The 15102-nt window shown below is 67.5% G+C and carries 15 protein-coding genes; 8 read left to right on the forward strand and 7 right to left on the reverse strand.

Features of this window, described 5'->3' with window-relative positions; translation table 11 throughout:
* The first annotated feature begins 4 nt into the window (after positions 1-4).
* The 6 genes from RMO40_RS16540 to garD all read left to right on the forward strand — a co-directional run bounded on the left by RMO40_RS16540 (position 5) and on the right by garD (position 6666).
* Positions 5-493, forward strand: coding sequence for a TRAP transporter small permease subunit (locus RMO40_RS16540; protein WP_309723771.1), 489 nt, complete (start codon positions 5-7; stop codon positions 491-493).
* Entirely contained in the window at positions 484-1767 is a 1284-nt protein-coding gene (locus RMO40_RS16545) for a TRAP transporter large permease (RefSeq protein WP_309723774.1), read from the forward strand. The genes RMO40_RS16540 and RMO40_RS16545 overlap by 10 nt, the downstream gene beginning before the upstream one ends.
* 1 nt (position 1768) lies before the next feature.
* Positions 1769-2779, forward strand: a complete 1011-nt coding sequence (locus RMO40_RS16550) for a lactonase family protein (protein ID WP_309723778.1) — start codon at positions 1769-1771, stop codon at positions 2777-2779.
* A 163-nt stretch (positions 2780-2942) separates the two neighbouring features.
* Positions 2943-4031 carry a porin gene (locus RMO40_RS16555; RefSeq protein ID WP_309723781.1) on the forward strand — a complete coding sequence of 363 codons (1089 nt, stop codon included), beginning with the start codon at positions 2943-2945 and terminating at the stop codon, positions 4029-4031.
* A gap of 89 nt (positions 4032-4120) precedes the next feature.
* Positions 4121-5089 (forward strand): tripartite tricarboxylate transporter substrate-binding protein, encoded by a 969-nt coding sequence (locus tag RMO40_RS16560; protein WP_309723783.1) that lies wholly within the window; start codon positions 4121-4123, stop codon positions 5087-5089.
* 20 nt (positions 5090-5109) lie between these two features.
* A complete protein-coding gene (garD, locus tag RMO40_RS16565; RefSeq protein ID WP_309723788.1) occupies positions 5110-6666 on the forward strand; it encodes a galactarate dehydratase in 1557 nt (518 codons plus the stop codon).
* A gap of 21 nt (positions 6667-6687) precedes the next feature.
* Here the strand turns inward: garD and RMO40_RS16570 are convergent, their stop codons facing one another.
* From RMO40_RS16570 to RMO40_RS16595, 6 genes are all read right to left on the reverse strand, one after another.
* A complete protein-coding gene (locus tag RMO40_RS16570) occupies positions 6688-7023 on the reverse strand; it encodes a hypothetical protein (RefSeq protein ID WP_309723790.1) in 336 nt (111 codons plus the stop codon).
* Between the two features lie 42 nt (positions 7024-7065).
* Positions 7066-8403, reverse strand: a complete 1338-nt coding sequence (gene gudD / locus RMO40_RS16575) for a glucarate dehydratase (protein WP_309723792.1) — start codon at positions 8401-8403, stop codon at positions 7066-7068.
* Between the two features lie 77 nt (positions 8404-8480).
* On the reverse strand, positions 8481-9527 hold the full coding sequence (locus RMO40_RS16580) for a substrate-binding domain-containing protein (RefSeq protein ID WP_309723794.1): 1047 nt from the start codon (positions 9525-9527) through the stop codon (positions 8481-8483).
* 60 nt (positions 9528-9587) lie between these two features.
* The gene (gene egtB, locus RMO40_RS16585) at positions 9588-10754 is read right to left on the reverse strand and encodes an ergothioneine biosynthesis protein EgtB (protein WP_309723796.1); all 1167 of its coding nucleotides are present in this window, start codon (positions 10752-10754) and stop codon (positions 9588-9590) included.
* 14 nt (positions 10755-10768) lie between these two features.
* The gene (gene egtD / locus RMO40_RS16590) at positions 10769-11683 is read right to left on the reverse strand and encodes an L-histidine N(alpha)-methyltransferase (RefSeq protein WP_309723798.1); all 915 of its coding nucleotides are present in this window, start codon (positions 11681-11683) and stop codon (positions 10769-10771) included.
* 147 nt (positions 11684-11830) lie between these two features.
* A complete protein-coding gene (locus RMO40_RS16595; RefSeq protein WP_309723801.1) occupies positions 11831-12457 on the reverse strand; it encodes a TetR/AcrR family transcriptional regulator in 627 nt (208 codons plus the stop codon).
* A gap of 102 nt (positions 12458-12559) precedes the next feature.
* Here RMO40_RS16595 and RMO40_RS16600 point away from each other — a divergent pair, with 102 nt between their 5' ends.
* Both RMO40_RS16600 and RMO40_RS16605 read left to right on the forward strand, forming a co-directional pair.
* Positions 12560-13408, forward strand: a complete 849-nt coding sequence (locus RMO40_RS16600) for an SDR family NAD(P)-dependent oxidoreductase (RefSeq protein ID WP_309723804.1) — start codon at positions 12560-12562, stop codon at positions 13406-13408.
* A gap of 104 nt (positions 13409-13512) precedes the next feature.
* Positions 13513-13965 (forward strand): universal stress protein, encoded by a 453-nt coding sequence (locus RMO40_RS16605; RefSeq protein ID WP_309723806.1) that lies wholly within the window; start codon positions 13513-13515, stop codon positions 13963-13965.
* 76 nt (positions 13966-14041) lie between these two features.
* On the opposite strand, the gene modC is transcribed toward RMO40_RS16605, so the two are convergent.
* Positions 14042-15100 carry a molybdenum ABC transporter ATP-binding protein gene (gene modC, locus RMO40_RS16610; protein WP_309723808.1) on the reverse strand — a complete coding sequence of 353 codons (1059 nt, stop codon included), beginning with the start codon at positions 15098-15100 and terminating at the stop codon, positions 14042-14044.
* Between the last annotated feature and the right edge of the window lie 2 nt (positions 15101-15102).

Consider the following 15102-nt stretch of genomic DNA (forward strand, 5'->3'; position numbering starts at 1 on the left):
TCCGATGTACACCCGTCTCTGTGCCGCCATCGCGCGGCTCTGCCTGCGCATTGGCGTGGGCGGTCTCGTGCTCCTGGTCATCGCCGTGCTCTACCAGGTGTTTGGCCGCTACATCCTCAACGACACCCCCACCTGGGCCGAAAGCGCAGCGGTGCTGCTGGTGCTCTACGTGACCATGCTCGGCATGGCGGTGGGTGTGCGCGACGCGGGGCACATCGGGCTGGAGTCACTGCTGGTGCTGGCACCCGAAAAGCTGCGCCTGAAGATGGAGCTGCTGATCCACGCGCTGGTGCTCGTCTTCGGCCTGGTGATGGCGTGGAACTGCGCGCTGCTGGCCGAAAGTGTGTCGGGCTACAAGATCCCGACGCTGGGTGTTTCCGAGGCCTTCAAGTACGCACCGCCTGCCTTGGCGGGCGTGCTGGTGGCCATGTTTTCTGTTGAACACATCATCGCCTTGTGGCGCGGTGAAGAGGTTGTTCCTTCATGGCATTGACCATTCTCTGCATCAGCTTCGTGCTGCTGCTGCTGCTCGGCGTGCCGGTGGCGTTCTCGATCGGGTTGTCTTCGCTCGCCGCGATTCTTTATGAGGGCCTGCCGCTCGCGGTGGGCTTCCAGCAAATGATTTCGGGCATGAACCCGTTCTCGTTCCTGGCGATTCCCTTCTTCATCTTCGCCGGCGAGATCATGATGTACGGCGGCATCGCCGACCGCATCATCGCGCTGGCCAAGTCACTGGCCGGCCACGTGCGCGGCGGGCTCGGCATGAGCAACGTGATTGCCTGCACGCTCTTCGGCGGCGTCTCCGGCTCACCGGTGGCCGACGTCTCGGCCATGGGCTCGGTGCTGATCCCGCAGATGAAGAAGGAAGGCTACGACGCCGACTACGCGGTCAACGTGACCACACATGCCTCGCTGGTCGGCGCGCTGATGCCGACCTCGCACAACCTCATCATCTTTGCGCTGGCCGCCAGCGGCAAGGTGAGCATTGCGGCACTCATCCTCGCGGGCATCGTGCCGGCGATCATCCTCACGCTGTGCAACCTGGCCGCCGCTTACGCCGTGGCGGTCAAGCGCGGTTACCCGGCCGGCACCTTCCCGGGCTGGGCCATCGTCGGCAAGTCGTTCGCACAATCGCTGCCGGGCCTGCTGGTGGTGGTGATCATCATGGTGGGCATTCTCTCGGGGGCCTTCACCGCCACCGAGTCGGCCTCTGTCGCGGTGCTGTGGGCGCTCTTCCTGGCGGCCATCGTCTACCGCAAGCTGACGCGCGAGCAATTCCTCAAGGCCGCGGCCAAGGCGGTGAAAACCACCGGCACCGTGCTGCTGCTGATCGGCATCAGCTCGATGTTCGGCTACCTGATCGGGCTGTACGGCGTGGCCGAGCTCACCGGCACCTGGCTGTCGTCGATGACCACCACGCCGTGGGTGATCTTCCTGTGGGTCAACATCATCCTGTTCGTGCTGGGCACCTTCCTCGACATGGCGGCGACGATCCTGATCTGCACGCCGATCTTCCTGCCCATCTGCCAGCAGTACGGCATGACGACCGAGCAGTTCGGCATCGTGCTGCTGCTCAACTGCGCGCTTGGCCTCAACACCCCACCGGTGGGCACCACGCAGTTCGTGGGCTGCGCCATCGGTGGCATCTCGGTGGGCGACGTGATGAAGACCATCTGGCCGTTCTACGGCGCGCTGATCTTCGCGCTGATGCTCGTGACCTACGTGCCGGGCTTCGCCATGTGGTTGCCCAACCTGCTGTTGAAGTGACATGACGACGGTCATCTACGTCAGCAACGCCGAAAGCGGCAGCATCTCGGTGCTGCAGCTCGACGAGCGCAGCGGCGCCTTGTCCACCCTGCAGACCCTCGTGATCGGCGGCATGCTGATGCCGATGGCGCTGAGCCGCGACCAGCGCTTTCTGTACGTCGCGCGGCGCAGCGAGCCGCTGGCGGTGGTGGCGCTCGGCATCGACGCCCGCAGCGGCCAGCTGACCCGCCTGGGCGAGGCCGCACTGCCGGCGAGCATGGCCAACATCGCGCTCGATGCCAGCGGGCGCTGGCTGTTCAGTGCCTCGTATGGCGGCAACCTGGTGGCGCTGAGCCCCGTCGGGGCCGACGGCCTGCCGCAACCCGCGAAACAAATCATCCCCACCGGCCCGAAGGCGCATGCGGCGTACAGCGACCCGAGCAACCGCTTCGTGTTTGCCACGTCTTTGGGTGCCGGGCAGGTGTTGCAGTTCATGTTCAACGCGGCCGATGGCGAACTGGTGCCCAACCTGCCGCCGGTGCTTGCGCTGCGGCCCGAAGCGGGCCCGCGCCACTTCGTCTTCCACCCCGGCGCGCCCTTCGTCTACCTGCTCAACGAGCTCGACGCCAGCATCGACGTGCTGGCCTTCGACCGCGAAGGCGGCACGCTGTGGCACCTGAACACCGTCTCGACGCTGCCCGCCGGGTTCAACGGCGAAGCCTGGGCCGCCGACCTGCACCTCACACCCGACGGCCGCTTTCTCTACAGCAGCGAACGCCGCACGAACACCTTGGCCGCGTTTGCGGTGCATGCCGGCACCGGCCAGCTCAGCCTGGTCGGCCACACCCCCACGCAAGCGCAACCCCGCGGCTTTGCGATCACACCCTCGGGCCGCCACCTGGTGGCAGCCGGGCAGCTTTCGCACCGCGTGGGCGTGCACGCCATCGAGCCCGGTAGCGGCGTGCTGAGCCTCATTTCCGAACACGACGTCGGGCGCGACCCCAACTGGGTCGAAGCCCTTCAGCTGCCCTGAGCACGCAGCGCGACACCCCACTCGCAAGACCCGCAGACCCACACCCCACACCCTTTTTCAGACCCCGCGCGCATGGGCCGTCGCGCGCGGGCTGGGCAGCGCTTTGCCTGAAAACCAGAGATCAACGGCCGTTCCCATTTCATCAACCCCGAGGAGAAGAGACATGCAGAACCGAAATCAAAAAACCATCCTGGCCACTGCGGTGCTGCTTGCCGCCGGCGCCGCGCAGGCGCAATCGAGCGTCACGCTCTACGGCCTGCTCGACCTGGCCGTCAACCAGCACAAGGCCGGCAGTGCCGTCGGCGGCACCAGCATCTGGCGCCTCAATGACGGCACGGTGAACGGCCTCAACGGCTCGCGCTGGGGCGTGCGTGTGGCCGAAGACCTGGGCGGTGGCCTGAAGGCCAACGCCGTACTCGAAAGCGGCCTGCTCGCCGACACCGGCGCTGCCGCGCAAGGTGGCCTCGCCTTCGGTCGCCAGGTGTTCGTGGGCTTGTCGTCCAGCAGCCTGGGTGAAGTGCGCCTGGGCCGCCAGTACGTACTCGAAGACTCGGTGATGGGCCTGAGCAACCCGTTCGGCAATGCGCTGGTCAACAACCAGGGCACGGGCGTCACCAATGCGGGCCGGGCCCTGCCCTTCTGGCTGAACGCACCGCGCGCCAACAACGTGATCCAGTACCAGACGCCCAACCTCGGCGGCTTCACCGCCACCGCGCAGCTCGCCCCGGGCGAAGGCACGGCCGACCGCTTCCATGGCGTGAAGTTCGGCTACGGCGCCGGACCTTTCAACGCGGCCCTGTCGTACGAATGGAACCTGTCGCGCGTCACCGACGAGCAGACCAACAAGTCGCTCACCATCGGGGCCAACTACAACTTCGGCCCGGTCAAGTTGCTCGGCGGCATCCAGCGTGACGACGAGCTGGCCACCGGCGCCGGCAACGGAGCCTTCACGGGCGCCAACCTCATCGTCACCCGCAGTGGGGGCAGCTTCACGGCGTTGAAGCTCAACGGCTACACCGTGGGTGTGGAGATTCCGTTGGCACCCGTGACCCTGGGCGTCAACTACTCGGGCGTGAAGTACGAGAGCGCGAGCGGCCAGACCGCCACCCTGGGCAAGGCGGCAGTCGCCGCGCGTTACGGACTGTCGAAGAACACCTTCCTGTATGCCGGATTCTCGGTGGCCACCGGCGACCTGAAGGACTACATCTTGGAAGAGCGTGTGCTTCAAGCGGGCCTGCGCATGGCCTGGTGACCGTGCAATGCGCGGGGGTACTTTCCAGTGCCCCCGCGCCGGCCTGGCAGGCTTAAGCTGATCCCCACACGCAGACAAGGAGACTCCCGATGAACCGCCGCCACCTTCTGCTCGCTGCGCTGGCCCTGAGCCACGCCCCGTTGGCCTGGGCGCAAGACGCCTGGCCGTCTAAGCCGATTCGCCTGGTGGTGCCTTTTGCCGCCGGCGGCACCTCCGACATCCTGGCCCGCACCCTCGGCGAGAAGCTGCAAGGCGTGCTCAAGCAGACGGTGGTGGTCGAGAACAAGGCCGGTGCCGGCGGCGTGATCGGTGCCGACGTGGTGGCCAAGTCGCCGGGCGACGGCTACACCCTGCTGCTCGGCACCATCGCAAGCCACGCCATCAACCCGGCGCTGCAAGCCAAGATGCCCTACAACGCGGCCACCGATTTCGCGCCGGTGATCCTGCTCGGCAGCATCTCCAACGTGCTGCTGGTGGGCGCCGAGCAGCCGTTCAAGAACGTCAAAGACCTGATCGCGGCGGCCACGGCCAAACCGGGGAGCATCGCGTTTGCGTCCGCCGGCCAGGGCAGCTCGCAGCACATGTCGGGCGAGATGTTCAAGCTGCTCGCTGGTGCCGAGCTCACGCACGTGCCCTACAAGGGCAGCGCGCCGGCGATTCAAGACGTCATCGGCGGGCAGGTCCCGATGAGCTTCGAGACGGTGACCGTCGCCGCGCCGCACATCCAGAGCGGCAAGGTGCGCGCGCTCGCCGTCACCTCGGCCACACGCAGCCCGGCGCTGCCCACCGTGCCCACGCTGCAAGAAGCCGGCGTCGCAGGCTTCGACGTGGCCAGCTGGCAAGCGCTGTACGCCCCGGCCGGCACGCCACCCGCCATCGTGCAGCGCCTCAATGCCGAGGTGGAGAAGATCCTGGCCCAGCCCGAGATCAAGGCCAAGATGGACGGCCTGGGCCTGGTGCACAGCGCCAACACACCGGCGCAGTTTGTCGCCTTTGGCAACGCTGAAATGGCGAAGTGGGTGAAGGTGGTGAAGGACGGGAAAGTGAAGGCGGAGTGATACGGTTGCGCGACGACAACATGAGACCGCCCCTCTGCATCACCATGCACGAGCGCGACAACGTCGCGATCGTGGCCAATGACGGCGGCTTGCCGGCAGGCACCGTGTTCCCCAACGGCCTGACGCTGGTCGACAAGGTGCCGCAAGGCCACAAGGTGGCGCTGGTCGACATCGCGGCCGGCGAATCGGTGCGCCGCTACAACGTCAGCATCGGCCGCGCGGTGCGCGCCATTCCAGCCGGCAGCTGGGTGCATGAGCGCTTGCTGGAGATGCCCGAGGCCCGCTCGCTCGAAGGCCTGCCGATTGCGACGGTGAAACCACCACCGCTCGCACCGCTGGACGGCTACACCTTCGAGGGCTACCGCAACGCCGACGGCTCGGTGGGCAGCCGCAACATCCTCGCCATCACCACCACCGTGCAGTGTGTGGCCGGCGTGGTGGAGTTTGCCGTCAAGCGCATCCAGAGCGAGCTGCTGCCCCAGTACCCGAACGTCGACGATGTCGTCGGCCTGGAGCACACCTACGGCTGCGGCGTGGCCATCGACGCGCCCGACGCGATCATTCCGATCCGCACGCTGCGCAACATCAGCCTCAACCCCAACTTTGGCGGCGAGGTGATGGTGGTGAGCCTGGGCTGCGAGAAGCTGCAGCCGGAACGACTGCTTCCGCCCGGCTCGTTTTCCATCGTCGACGAGCGCAACCCGACACCACCCGAACTCGACGTGGTGTGCCTGCAAGACGATTCACACATCGGCTTCATGTCGATGATCGATTCGGTGATGAAGACTGCCGACGCCCACCTCAAGCGCCTCAACGCACGACAACGCGAAACCGTGCCGGCCAGCGAGTTGGTGGTGGGTGTGCAGTGCGGCGGCAGCGATGCTTTCAGCGGCGTCACCGCCAACCCGGCGGTGGGTTTTTGCACCGACCTGCTGGTGCGCGCGGGCGCCACCGTGATGTTCAGCGAGACCACCGAGGTGCGCGACGGCATCGACCAACTCACCTCACGTGCCAGCACCCCCGAGGTGGCCGACGCGATGATCCGCGAGATGGCCTGGTACGACGCCTACCTCGCCAAGGGCCTGGTCGACCGCAGCGCCAACACCACGCCGGGCAACAAGAAGGGTGGCCTGTCCAACATCGTCGAGAAGGCCATGGGCTCCATCGTCAAGAGCGGCAGCGCGCCCATCTCGGGTGTGTTGTCACCGGGCGAGAAGGTCAGCCAAAAAGGCCTGGTCTACGCCGCGACACCGGCCAGCGATTTCATCTGCGGCACGCTTCAGTTGGCCGCGGGCATCAACCTGCACGTCTTCACCACTGGCCGCGGCACGCCTTACGGTTTGGCCGAAGTGCCGGTGATCAAGGTGGCCACCCGCAGCGAGCTCGCGCGCCGCTGGCACGACCTGATGGACGTGAACGCGGGGCGCATCGCCGATGGCGAAGCGAGCATCGAAGAAGTGGGCTGGGAACTCTTCCGCCTGATGCTCGACGTGGCCAGCGGGCGCAAAAAAACCTGGGCCGAACACTGGAAGCTGCACAACGCGCTGGTGCTGTTCAATCCCGCGCCGGTCACCTGAGCGCCTGCGCGACCCCCGGCCTCAGCCGCCGCTGATCTGCCGTTCGATCCATTCGACGCCGACGGTGCGCGCGTGCTCCGCAGCCTCTTCCTCGGTGTCGAACACATCGGCCATGTCGATGAACCGCTGTGAGCGCGTGCGCTCGCCACCGAGGTAGGTGATCGCCAGGCTCGCCTGGAATCGGCCGTCGACGGTTTTTTTGGGGTTGCAACTGAGGACGAAGTCCTTGTGCAGGTGACGGTGACCAGTCCTGAACATGAAGAAGCGGTGTGTACTGCGTGGCGCGAGCATTCCAGAAAGCCGCGCCCTTTTCCAGCGCTCACCTCGCCCCCGACCGCCGCGCTGGTAATAGTTCACACAGGTTGCTGTCTCCTCCAGCACATAAGGAAGGCGTTGCGCCTAGCGAACCAGGCAGGGGCGCTTGGGGTCGAACTGCCAGCCCGGCATCAGGTACTGCATCGCGATCGCATCGTCTCGCGCCCCCAGCCCGTGCTGCTGGTACAGCGCATGCGCTTTGTCCACCTCCACCATGTCGAGCTCGACACCGAGCCCCGGTTTCTTCGGCACCTGCACGTGGCCGCCCACGATCTGCAGCGGGTCTTTGGTCAGCTGCTGACCGTCCTGCCAGATCCAGTGGGTGTCGATCGCCGTCACGCGGCCCGGCGCGGCGGCGCCCACGTGGGTGAACATCGCCAGTGACACGTCGAAGTGGTTGTTGGAGTGCGAGCCCCAGGTGAGGCCCCAGTCGCGGCAGGTCTGCGCCACGCGCACCGAGCCGGCCATGGTCCAGAAGTGCGGGTCGGCAAGCGGGATGTCGACCGACTGCAGCGCGAGCGCATGCGTGAACTGGCGCCAGTCGGTGGCGACCATGTTGGTGGCGGTCGGCAGGCCGGTGGCACGGCGAAACTCGGCCATCACCTCGCGCCCGGAGAAGCCGTCTTCGGCGCCGCAGGGGTCTTCGGCATAGGCGACGACGCCGTGCATGTCGCGCATCAGGCGGATCGCGTCTTTCAACAGCCAGCCACCGTTCGGGTCCAGCGTGACACGCGCTTGCGGAAAGCGCTCGTGCAGCGCCGTCACCGCCTCGACCTCGGCTTCACCAGCAAGCACGCCGCCCTTGAGCTTGAAGTCGTTGAAGCCGTAACGCGCCCGCGCGGCTTCGGCCAGCCGCACCACGGCCTCGGGTGTCATCGCTGCCTGGTGGCGCAGGCGCTGCCAGTCGTCGGCCTCGGTGGGTTCAGCGGCCTCGCTCGCATACGGCAGATCGGTCCGCGTGCGGTCGCCCACGAAAAACAGATAGCCCAGCATCTCGACCGAGTCGCGCTGCTGGCCTTCGCCGAGCAGCGCGGCGACTGGCAGCTCGAGGTGTTGACCCAGCAGGTCGAGCAGGCAGCTCTCGATCGCGGTGACCACGTGGATGGTGGTGCGCAGGTCGAAGGTCTGCAGGCCGCGGCCACCGGCATCGCGGTCGGCAAAGTTCTGGCGCACGCTGGTCAGCACACGTTGCACGTCGCCCACCGGCTGGCCGACCACGAGGGTGCGCGCGTCTTCCAGCGTCTGGCGAATCTTCTCGCCGCCCGGCACCTCGCCCACACCGCTGCGGCCGGCGTTGTCGGTCAGCAGCAGCAGGTTGCGAGTGAAAAAGGGGGCGTGCGCGCCACTCAGGTTGAGCAGCATCGAGTCTCGGCCGGCCACGGGGATGACCCGCATGGCCGTGATCTTGGGGGTGTCGTTCATGGAGCAGTTTCCCGGTCAGAGGGCTCGATGGTAGCGCTACCTTTTTGAGGCGCAATGCCCGCACCTCACCAAAAACCCTAGGTACTGGCGCGCTCGACGATCTGGAAGCCGAGGTCGACCACTTTCTCGCCCACCCCCCGCCCTTCGGCGCGGTCGACGATGAAACCCGCTGCACGCTGGCCGATGGCGGTGCCGTCGATGCGCACGGTGCTGAGCGCGGGGTGGGTGTCGCCGGCAAAAGCGAGGTCACCGAAACCCATCACCGCCAGGCGGCGCGGCACCGCCAGGCCGCGGGCAGACGCTTCGGTGAGCACGCCCAGGGCCAGCAGGTCGGAGCTGCAAAACACGGCATCCATCTCAGGCGATTCATTCAGCAGCCCGGCCAGGCCAGCCCGGCCGCTGCCGAGCGTGGTGGGGGCAGGCACACGCCGCACCGGGATGTCGGCCTCGCTGCGCGCCAAGCCGAGGCGCAGCGCTTCGTCGATGAAGCCACGGTTGCGGCGCTGCGCACGCTCGTCGTCGCCACTCAGAAGCGCGACGCGGCGGCGGCCTTTCGCGTGCAGGTGCTGAGCCACGGCGGCACCTGCGTGCACGTGAGAAAAACCCACCAGCATGTCGATCGGCGTGGGCGTGAGGTCCCAGGTTTCCACCACCGGGATGCCGCTGGCCAGCAGGCGCCGCCGGCCCTCGGGCGAATGCATGATGCCGGTGAGCACGATGCCGTCGGGCCGCCGGCCGATGATGGCGTCGAGCAGCGCGTCTTCTCGCGATGGGGTGTAGCCGCTCTGGCCCAGCATCAGCTGGTAGCCGGCGTCGGCCAAGGCCGCGGTGAGCGACTCCACCATCTCCATGAACACCGGCCCGGTGATGGTCGGCACCACCGCCGCCACCAGCCGGCTGCGGGCCGAGGCCAGGCCTCCGGCCAGGCGGTTGGGCACGTAGCCGGTGCGCGAAACGGCCTCGCGCACCCGCTCCAAAGTTTCTTTGGCGACCTGGTCGGGCGTGTTGAGCGCTCGCGAGGCGGTGATCGGCGACACCCCCGCCAGGCGCGCCACGTCACCGAGGGTGATACCACCCGCACCGCGGCGCTGGCGGCGCGAAGGAGGTGGGACGGGCGGGGTCATCGGGGCAGTGTAGCGCCGCATGACAACGCTACCATTCCGCGTGCATCCAGCCTTTCGGCGTCAGCGCGCCAGCCGCACCCCGCTGAACTGCCAGCACGCACTGGCCGGAAAGAAGTTGCGGTAGCTCGCCCGCACATGCGAGCGTGGCGTGGCAATCGAGCCACCGCGCAACACCATCTGGTTGAGCATGAACTTGCCGTTGTACTCACCCACCGCCCCGGCGCTCGCGCGGAAGCCGGGGTATGGCAGGTAGGCGCTGGCGGTCCATTGCCAGCAGGTGTCGTCCATTTGTTGCAGGCCGGCGTGGCCGGCGGCGTGTTCCCACTCGGCCTCGGTGGGCAGGCGGGCCCGGGCCCAGCGGGCGTAGGCCTCGGCTTCGTAGTACGACAGGTGCGTCACGGCTGCATGGCCGTCGAGCGCGTGCAGCCCACGCAGCGTGAACTCGCTCCAGCCCTGCGCGCCGCGGCGCCAGTACAGCGGGTGTTCGCGGCCGTGTGCCTGCAACCAGTCCCAGCCTTCCGACAACCACAGCGCGGGCTCGCGGTAGCCGCCCGCGTCGATGAAGGCCGCGTACTCACCGTTGTTGACCAGGCGCGAGGCCAGTTCATACGCCGGCAAGAACACGCGGTGGCGCGGGCTCTCGTTGTCGAACGCGAAGCCCTCGCCGGCGTGGCCGATTTCCGCCAGGCCTTCGTCGAAGGCGAGCCACTGCAAGGCCGACGCGCCCGGCGCGCGCGCCGCCGCCTCGTCATACGCCGGCAGCAGCGGGTGGCACGACAACAGATGCTGGATGTCGGTCAGCAACAACTCCTGGTGCTGCTGCTCGTGGTGCAGGCCCAGCTCCACCAGCGCCAGCATTGGCGCATCGACCGTGGCGAGCAGGCGCTTCATGCGGGCGTCGACATCGGCGCGGTAGGCCAAGACCCGATCGAGCCCAGGTCGCGTCAGCAGGCCACGCTGGGGGCGCGGGTGTTTGTCGCCCACCGCGTTGTAGTACGAATTGAAGAGCACCCGAAACGCCGCATCGAAAGGCCGAAACCCGGGCTCCCAGCGTTCGAGCACGAAGGTCTCGAAGAACCAGCTGGTGTGCGCCAGGTGCCACTTGGCCGGGCTGGCTTCGGGCATCGACTGCGCAGCGCAGTCTTCGGCGGAGAGTGGCGCCACCAGGGCCTGCGTTTGCGCACGCACCTGGCGGTAGTGCTGGGTGAGTCGATCGGCGTTCCGCATCGTGGCTTCAGTGCTCAGGGGCTGGCCAGCACCACGGCGAACCAGCGGCGCTCATCCGTCCAGACCACCGAACGTTTGAAGCCTGCTTCGTCGAGCTGATGGACAAACCCTTCGATGTCGACCTTGTAGCTGTTCTCGGTGTGGATGCGCTCGCCGCGCGCAAAGGCACGACCACCGCCCGCCCAGTGCACGGCGCAGTCGGCCACCGCTTCCAGGTGCATCTCGATGCGCGAGGCACTGGCGTTGTAGAAGGCCCGGTGCCGCCAGTCGCTCAGTGAAAAGTCGCTGCCGATCAGGCGGTTGAGGTGGGTCAGCACATTGAGGTTGAAGGCTGCGGTGACACCGGCCGCGTCGTCGTAGGCGGCTTCGAGCACCGCCACCTCCTTGCGCAAGTCGACACCGATCAGCAGCGCGCCGTCATCCTGCAGCAGGTGCCGCATGCGGGTGAGCAGCCCGAGCGCCTGCGGCGGGTCGAAGTTGCCGATCGACGAGCCGGGGTAATACACCAGCCGCTTCTCCAGCGGCACCTCGGGCGGCAATACAAACTCCGCCGACAGGTCGGCCGCCACCGCACGCACATCGAGCGCCGGCATCTCGGCGCGCAGCCGCGCCACCGACTGGTGCAGGAACTCTTCAGAAATGTCGAGCGCTACAAAGCGCGACGCCGCAATGGCCTCGCACAGCTCGCGCGCCTTTTCGCAGCTGCCCGCACCCGGCTCGATGACCGTGCGGCCCGGCCCCACGCGGCGCGCGATCTCGGCGCCGTGGCACTGCATGATGTTGCGTTCGGTGCGGGTGGGGTAGTACTCGGGCAGTCGCGTGATCTCTTCGAACAGCACCGAACCCCGGGCGTCGTAGAAGTACTTGGGTGAGATCGTGGCCAGTGGTTGCATCAGGCCATCCACGATTTCGCGCGTTGCGTCGAGCATGTTCTCTCCTGGGGTGGGAACAACGAGCCCGGCGGACTCACGGAATGATGGGGCGATGATCGCCGCAGCACCATGTGCTGGCAAGAAGCTGCCAGCACCTGCCAAAGGTTGCCTCACCCGGTGAGCCGAGACAGCGTCAGGGTTTTTTTACGTCCAGCGCGGGCCGCGCGAGGGGGTGCCCTCGGGCACATAAGGCCAGTACAAGGCCTGCACCTGCACATAGCCCGCTTCCAGGTGCTTGCGCGTCACGCGCGTCACGCCCTGGCTCACCTGCAGGTATTCGATCCAGAAGGTGGCCACGATCCAGGTGTTGACGACCAGGCGCTCCAGTACCACCGGGTTGGCGATCAGGCGGCCTTGTTCGACCATGTGTTGCAGCAGCCGGCGTGTGCGCTCGTGCGAGCTTTGTGCCGCCGACTTGTTGCGCGAGCGCAGCTCGGGCGCGATCTGGTACAGCGTGGGCGCGTCGCGGTAGAAAAAGCGCCAATCCCAGGCCAGCTTGAAAAACGCCATGAGGCCATCGTCGTCGGCCGGGTCGCGGCCTCGTCCGGCGAGTTGCGCCTGCCCCAGCTCGGCCAGCGCCGCTTCGAATTGGTCGAACAGCGCCAGCACGATCTGCTCTTTTTTCTTGAAGTAGTAGTACAGGTTGCCTTCGTTGATGCCCACCGCGGCCGCGATCTCGGCGGTGGTGACCGCACTCGGGCCGCGCTCGTTGAAAAGCCGTCGGCAAGTCTGGAGCACACGTTCGCGGGTGGTCGCTGGGGTCTTGCGCATGGCGCCGGATTGTCACCGCATCACCACAGCGCAGCACCGGGCAAGCCCTGATGACGCGGTAAGGTGGCCACCTTAGATTGAGGCAACTCTGCAGGCTCCGACATGAACACACCCCTCCAAGGCCGCGTGGCCGTCGTCACCGGCGCGGGCAGCGGCATCGGCCGCAGCCTGGTGCTGCAGCTGGCCGGGCGCGGCTGTGCGCTGGCGCTGTGCGACATCGACCCCGAACGCCTGGCCGAATCGGCGCGCGACGCCCGTGCGCTGGGCGTGAAGGTGAGCGAACACCGGCTCGACGTGGCCGACGCGAGCGCGGTGGCCGCCCTGCCCGCCGCCGTGCAGGCCGAGCACGGCCGCGCGAGCCTGCTGGTCAACAACGCCGGCGTGGCGCTGATGGGCGAGTTCAGGCAGCTCAGCGATGCCGATTTCCAGTGGCTCTTCGGCATCAACTTCTGGGGCGTGGTCAACATGACCCGCGCCTTCTTGCCGCTGCTGCTGCGCGAGCCCGAGGCACATGTGGTCAACCTGTCGAGCGTGTTCGGCTTCGTCGCCCCGGCCGGGCAGACGGCGTATGCGGCCAGCAAGTTCGCGGTGCGCGGCTTCACCGATGCGCTGCGCCACGAGCTCGAGAACACCTCGGTACGTGTGGTCGCGGTGCACCCGGGCGGCATCCGCACTCACATTGCCCACAGCGCACGCCGCGCCAGCGGCATCGACGACGCCATGCAGCGCACCGCCGCCGACGCTTTTGTGCAAGCAGTGCACACCACGCCCGAGCAGGCCGCCCAGCGCATCGTGCAAGGGCTCGACCGCGGCGAGCTGCGCATCCGCATCGGCAGCGACGCGGTGGTGCTCGACCTGATGGCCCGGCTGATGCCGGTGCGCTACTGGGGCTGGCTGAAGCAGCGCGCGCTAAAGGCCGGCTTCAAGCAGCCCACACCCTCCGGGCGCTGAGAAGGCTTCTGCAGCGCACGACAAGGCCGGCGTTTGAGCTGGCTCAAGCCTGCGACACGGCCGCACGCCGACAGTGAGCCATGGCCCACCCAGGAGAGCCGCTCATGTACGACCGCATTCTTGTCCCCATCGACGGCAGCGCCCCTTCGCTGCGCGGCCTGCAAGAAGCGATGGCCCTGGCCCGGCACCTGGGCTCGCGGCTGGTGCTGCTGCACATCGTCGACAACTTCCCCATGCTGGAAATGGCGCCCGCACCGGCCTATGTGCAAACCCTGGCGCTGATGCGCACGCGAGGCGAAGAGCTGCTGGCCCAGGCGCGCGGCCACGTGCTCGCGGCGGGCCTGGAAGTCGACACGCTGCTGCGCGACATCCAGCAGGAGACGGTGGCCGACACCATCCTGGACCAGGTGCGCCAGAGTCAATGCCGGCTCATTGTGATGGGCACCCACGGCCGGCGCGGCATGAAGCGCCTGGCCATGGGCAGTGACGCCGAGCTGGTGCTGCGCGCCAGCCCGGTGCCCGTGCTCATGGTGCGTGAGACGGACAACGTGCCTTGAGCGTTCAGGGCGAACCGAATTCAAACGACCAGAGTGCGGGCCTTGATCACGCTCGTGCGTGTGACCAGAAGGCGGCTCACATCAGCGCCACACCCTTGATCTGCGCATACAGCGCGTCGCCCGCCTGCAAGGCCAGCGCATCGCAGCTCTTGCTGGTGATGCGCGCAAGCAGCGCCCAGGCCTGATCGGGCGGGCTGCCGCTCACCCGCAAGCGCAGGAGTGCGGTGGTGCGGTCGCGCTGCAGCTCTTCCAGCACCACCGGCAACACATTCAGGATGCTGGTTTCGACGGGTGGCTGGCGCGTCACGCTCACGTCGCGCGCCAGCACACGCGCACGCACACGCTGACCCGGCTGCGCGCTCGCGCCACCCACCCACAACATGGCGCCGTGCTGGCCGATGTGGGTGAGGCCGTGCTGGGCGTCGTGCTCCACCACCTGGGCGTCGATCACCACGCCGGCTTCGTCTTGCCGGCTCAGCGACAGGTCGGTGCGCGACATCAGCTCGCCCAGCGGTCCGGCCGCTTCGACGCGGCCCTCGCGCAGCAGCACCAGGTGGTCGGCCAGGCGGGCGGCTTCGTCCATCGCATGCGTCACGTAGACGATGGGCATCGACAGCTCGCGGTGCAGCTGCTCCAGGTAGGGCAGGATCTCGGCCTTGCGCGCCGGGTCGAGTGCGGCAAGCGGCTCGTCCATCAACAAGAGCTGAGGGCCGGTGGCCAGCGCACGCGCGATCGCCACCCGCTGGCGTTCGCCGCCCGACAGCGTGGCGGGAGAGCGCGACAGCAAATGACCGATGCCCAGCAGCTCGACCACGCTGTCGAGCGCAATGCGCTGCGACTCACCGGCACTGCGTTGGCGACCGTAGTGCAGGTTGCCGCGCACGTCGAGGTGCGGGAACAGCGCCGACTCCTGGATCACATAACCGAGCGAACGCTGGTGCGTGGGCACGAAGCGGCCGGTGGCGTCGTCTTGCCACAGCTCGCCGTCGATCGCCACACGCCCAGCGACACGCTCCAGCCCGGCCAGCGCGCGCAGCACGGTGGTCTTGCCGCAGCCCGAGGCGCCGACCAGCGCAGTGACCCCTTGCGACGGGATGGCCAGCTGCACGCCGAGCACAAAGCCGTTTCGCTGCAGGC

Source organism: Rhizobacter sp., assembly GCF_031412075.1.
GTDB lineage: Bacteria > Pseudomonadota > Gammaproteobacteria > Burkholderiales > Burkholderiaceae_C > Rhizobacter.

What these genes read in the sequence shown, in the direction of transcription:
- RMO40_RS16540 (WP_309723771.1), top strand. Translation starts at nt 5, where the DNA reads ATGTACACCCGTCTCTGTGCCGCCATCGCGCGGCTCTGCCTGCGCATT.
- RMO40_RS16545 (WP_309723774.1), top strand. Translation starts at nt 484, where the DNA reads ATGGCATTGACCATTCTCTGCATCAGCTTCGTGCTGCTGCTGCTGCTC.
- RMO40_RS16550 (WP_309723778.1), top strand. Translation starts at nt 1,769, where the DNA reads ATGACGACGGTCATCTACGTCAGCAACGCCGAAAGCGGCAGCATCTCG.
- RMO40_RS16555 (WP_309723781.1), top strand. Translation starts at nt 2,943, where the DNA reads ATGCAGAACCGAAATCAAAAAACCATCCTGGCCACTGCGGTGCTGCTT.
- RMO40_RS16560 (WP_309723783.1), top strand. Translation starts at nt 4,121, where the DNA reads ATGAACCGCCGCCACCTTCTGCTCGCTGCGCTGGCCCTGAGCCACGCC.
- garD (WP_309723788.1), top strand. Translation starts at nt 5,110, where the DNA reads ATGAGACCGCCCCTCTGCATCACCATGCACGAGCGCGACAACGTCGCG.
- gudD (WP_309723792.1), bottom strand. Translation starts at nt 8,403, where the DNA reads ATGAACGACACCCCCAAGATCACGGCCATGCGGGTCATCCCCGTGGCC.
- RMO40_RS16580 (WP_309723794.1), bottom strand. Translation starts at nt 9,527, where the DNA reads ATGACCCCGCCCGTCCCACCTCCTTCGCGCCGCCAGCGCCGCGGTGCG.
- egtB (WP_309723796.1), bottom strand. Translation starts at nt 10,754, where the DNA reads ATGCGGAACGCCGATCGACTCACCCAGCACTACCGCCAGGTGCGTGCG.
- egtD (WP_309723798.1), bottom strand. Translation starts at nt 11,683, where the DNA reads ATGCTCGACGCAACGCGCGAAATCGTGGATGGCCTGATGCAACCACTG.
- RMO40_RS16595 (WP_309723801.1), bottom strand. Translation starts at nt 12,457, where the DNA reads ATGCGCAAGACCCCAGCGACCACCCGCGAACGTGTGCTCCAGACTTGC.
- RMO40_RS16600 (WP_309723804.1), top strand. Translation starts at nt 12,560, where the DNA reads ATGAACACACCCCTCCAAGGCCGCGTGGCCGTCGTCACCGGCGCGGGC.
- RMO40_RS16605 (WP_309723806.1), top strand. Translation starts at nt 13,513, where the DNA reads ATGTACGACCGCATTCTTGTCCCCATCGACGGCAGCGCCCCTTCGCTG.